We start from the raw sequence: 3561 nt of genomic DNA, 5'->3' as shown, positions 1-3561 counted from the left end.
GACTCTGTCGGGAATCTTGAGCCGCAAGGTCATTTTCCTTGGCGCCACCAGATCGGGCGGGGTAGGTCGTGTGCGTCGAGGTACTGCTGGAAGGCTGTGGGCGTCCGGGGCCGGTAGTCGGAGTCGGCGGGTTCTTGCTGGCTGAGCCGTTCGATGTTGACCGCGATCGCGGTCAGGACGTGCTGGACGTGCGTCTTGGCCTGGCCGCGGTAGCGGCAGTGGCGGGCTCGGTGTCCGACGGCGAACTCGGCGATGGTGCCCTCGGCGCCGGAGCGACTGGCGTAGAGCCTGCGCCAGGCGGAGTCGTGCTGGTCGTCGCGGTTGCGTTCTTGGAGCTCGTGGATCCGCCGGGGCAGGAAGTTGATGGTCCGGGCCTCGCCGCTGGTGCATTTGGCCTTCTCCGGGCAGGGGCCGCACTGGCGCTTGCCGAATCGGACCACGGTGTAGGGGGCCATCGACGGGATCTCGTTCCAGTTGCCGCTGACCTTGCCGTTCGGGCAGGTGACCTCGCGCCGGTCGAAGTCGATGATGAAGTTCTCCTTGGCGAACCCGTCCTTGGCCTTGGCCTGTTTGGAGTTGTTGTCGCCGATCGGCCCCACCAGCGCGATCTTGTAGTTCCGGTCGGCGTCCGCCAGAGCGGCGCCGGAGGCGTAGCCCCCGTCCACCAGGTGCTCGCCCCGGGAGAAGGCGGCGCTTCTTGAGCCGGCCGTGGATGCCGGGCAGAGCCTGGCTGTCGGCTTCCGACACCCAGGTGGCCACGTCGGTGACGACGTTGACCCGGTCCTCGTCGCAGGTCTCGGTGACGTGCAGGAGGTAGCCGGTCCAGCGGGTGTCGCCGCGGCGCACCCAGCGGGCCTGGGTCTCATACGGCGATTGGATGCGGATCCGAGACGGCGGCAGGCCGTCGCGCTCGGCGCGGGGCCGGAACTTGCCACGCGCGTCGGTCCAGAAGTGCTGGATCAGCAGCCGACGCAGCACGTCGGCTTGCGGCGGCACCTGCTCGCCGAAGCGGGGCGTAGACCCGTTCCAGCAGTACGTCGGCGTCGGCGCCGACCTGGGTGAGTCGCGCCACCGGGTGGCTGGGCTGGCTGCACATCCGTACCTGCCGGCCGTAGCGTTGGCTCCAGTCGGCCGTCACCAGCTCGTCCAGGATCTGCGGCGCGGCCGTGGCCAGGTGCTCCAGCAGCGCCCGCACCGCCTCGGTCACCAGCTCCAGCCGAGTGAGCTCCCGTCCTGCGGACAGCACCCGGTGGAGTCGGTGCGCTGCCGTCCGCGCGCCTTGACCAGGCCGGCTTCCTTCAACCGGGCCAGCATCAGGTCGAGCAGCCGGTCGGCCCGGTCGTCCTCGGCCAGACGATCACGAAAGTCGCTCAGCATGCTGTGATGGAACCCGGGATCCTCCAGCTCCAGCCCCAGCGCGTATTTGTAGTCGATCCGGCAGCGCACAGCCTCGGCGGCTTGCCGGTCGGACAGGTTGTCCAGGAACTGCAGCACGCACACGGTGGCCAGCTGCGCCGGAGACCAGGCGGGCCGCCCGTCGCGGGGGTACCAGCCGACGAAGTCCTCATCCGACCACAAGCCCTCAAGCCGATCCCGCACCCACATCGCGGGGGTCCCCTTCGGGTTGGCCGCCCGAGCCACCCGCACGGTCAACTCCGGAACCTCGACACCCGAACGAGGACGAACCGACATCTGCACCACCCTGGGATCCGACAACCTGTCATGCCATGAAGATCCGGACCATAGCAGCGCATTGATTCATTCAGGAGACCGTCACCGAGCAAGATCCCCGACAGAGTGTGTGTCCTGAACGAGAGGGAGTGATCATGCAGTAGATCGGTTCCGATTGGTGCTGCACGGATGATGAGGGTTTTGTGGCCCCTCGGAGTCGCCCGGCGGTGGGAGGCTCCAAACCGCCCCGCGCTGCGTTGGCTGAAGACCGTCGTGGTGAGCGGTCGGGGAAAAGGCGTCCTGTGAGGCGTCAGGTGGGGATCGGGAAGGCGAGCGAGAGCGAACCGCTGATCAAGCGCCGAAATGGATGAGACGACATCGAAACCGGGGTCTGCTCTGTACCTCGGGATGAGCCTGGCGGGTGTTCCGTCTTTCTGGCCAGGTGGTGTCCGGTGTAGAGGCGGCGTGAGCCCGGTCTGCGGCGTCCGTGCGGAACAGGAGAAGGCGCGTTGCGACACTGCCTCGGCTTCAGCGGCCGGGGTGATAGGGAGAGCCCGCGGGACCCGGAGGCAGCCTCCGGCCGGGTGTCAGAGTACCGTCGCGCGGCGCGCCGGCGGACCGGCCTGTAGTAGCGGTGAAGCTCCTGTAATGGGGGCGGAGCGAAGGGGCCGGGTCGTTCGTGACCTTGTTCGTCGTGTCAACCGGGGAAGCCCGGGAGGAGCTTGATGGATGGGTTGAAAGCATCGGCCAAGCCGTTCGGTATCTCCGAGCAGGAGGTGCGAGAGGCCTGGGTGAAGGTGCGGGGTAACAAGGGCGCTTCCGGAGTGGACGGGGTGTCGATCGAGGCGTTCGAGAAGGACCTGGAGAACAACCTCTACAAGGTCTGGAACCGGATGGCCTCCGGGACATACTTCCCGCCGGAGGTGAAGGCGGTGGCGATCCCCAAGCAGGCGGGAGGCACCAGAATTCTGGGTGTGCCGACCGTGGCCGATCGGGTCGCGCAGACGGTGGTGGCCGCGCACCTGAGCGAGAGGGTGGAGCCGGTGTTCCACCCGGACTCCTTCGGGTACCGGCCGGGCAGATCGGCGCTGGACGCGGTTGAGTCCTGTCGACGGCGGTGTTGGGAATTCGACTGGGTGGTGGAGTTCGACATCCGACGGTTCTTCGACACGGTGCCGTGGGACAAGGTCGTGAAGGCCGTCGAGGCGCACACCGACGCCGGTTGGGTGGTGCTGTATGTCAAGCGGTGGCTGGCCGCGGGACTGCGCCTGCCCGACGGGTCCACAGCTGAACGGTCACAGGGCACGCCGCAGGGTTCTGCGGTCTCGCCCGTCTTGGCGAACCTGTTCCTGCATTACGCGTTTGATGCCTGGATGGCCCGGGAGTACCCGGGCTGCCCGTTCGAGCGCTATGCCGACGACGCGGTGATCCACTGCCGTACGCTCGCGCAGGCGCGGGAGGTCCTGGCCGCGTTGCGGTCCAGGATGGCCGAGGTCGGTCTGGAACTGCATCCGGACAAGACCAGGATCGTGTACTGCAAGGACAGCAACCGCCGGGAGAACTTCCCGGACATCGAGTTCACGTTCTTGGGGTTCACCTTCCGGCCCAGACCCGCCAAGAACAAGAACGGGGTGAGGTTTACCTCGTTCGCTCCGGCCGTCAGCAAAGCCGCCCTGAAACGCATGGGCGATACGGTGCGGGGTTGGATGCTGCACCGGCGCACCGGCATCGAGACCACCGAGTTGGCCCGGATGATTAATCCGGTGGTTCGGGGATGGATGGCCTACTACGGGCGCTTCTATCGCTCAGCACTCTACCCGCTGCTCGACCGCATCAACTTCAGGTTGATGCGGTGGATCAGGAAGAAGTATCGCGTCGGCGTCGGGCAGG

4 protein-coding genes are annotated in these 3561 nt (G+C 67.0%); 1 reads left to right on the top strand and 3 read right to left on the bottom strand.

The window, feature by feature from the left end; all coding sequences use genetic code 11:
- Positions 1–29: 29 nt before the first annotated feature.
- The 3 genes from JF597_RS48370 to JF597_RS48360 form a co-directional block, all read right to left on the bottom strand.
- On the bottom strand, positions 30–665 hold the full coding sequence (locus tag JF597_RS48370; RefSeq protein ID WP_294012040.1) for a transposase: 636 nt from the start codon (positions 663–665) through the stop codon (positions 30–32).
- A gap of 197 nt (positions 666–862) precedes the next feature.
- Positions 863–1207, bottom strand: coding sequence for a hypothetical protein (locus JF597_RS48365; RefSeq protein ID WP_294012037.1), 345 nt, complete (start codon positions 1205–1207; stop codon positions 863–865).
- The gene (locus JF597_RS48360; protein ID WP_294012043.1) at positions 1204–1692 is read right to left on the bottom strand and encodes a transposase; all 489 of its coding nucleotides are present in this window, start codon (positions 1690–1692) and stop codon (positions 1204–1206) included. Before JF597_RS48360 ends, JF597_RS48365 begins: the two co-directional genes overlap by 4 nt.
- A 704-nt stretch (positions 1693–2396) precedes the next feature.
- Here JF597_RS48360 and ltrA point away from each other — a divergent pair.
- On the top strand, positions 2397–3561 hold a 1165-nt coding region (gene ltrA, locus JF597_RS48355), incomplete at its 3' end, for a group II intron reverse transcriptase/maturase (RefSeq protein WP_294012034.1).

The organism is Streptomyces sp., assembly GCF_019510245.1.
Taxonomy (GTDB): Bacteria; Actinomycetota; Actinomycetes; order Streptomycetales; family Streptomycetaceae; genus Streptomyces.
This window is presented reverse-complemented; position numbering and strand designations above follow the sequence as displayed.

Coding starts and splice junctions, on each gene's coding strand:
- JF597_RS48360 (WP_294012043.1), bottom strand. CDS start 1,692: ATGTCGGTTCGTCCTCGTTCGGGTGTCGAGGTTCCGGAGTTGACCGTG.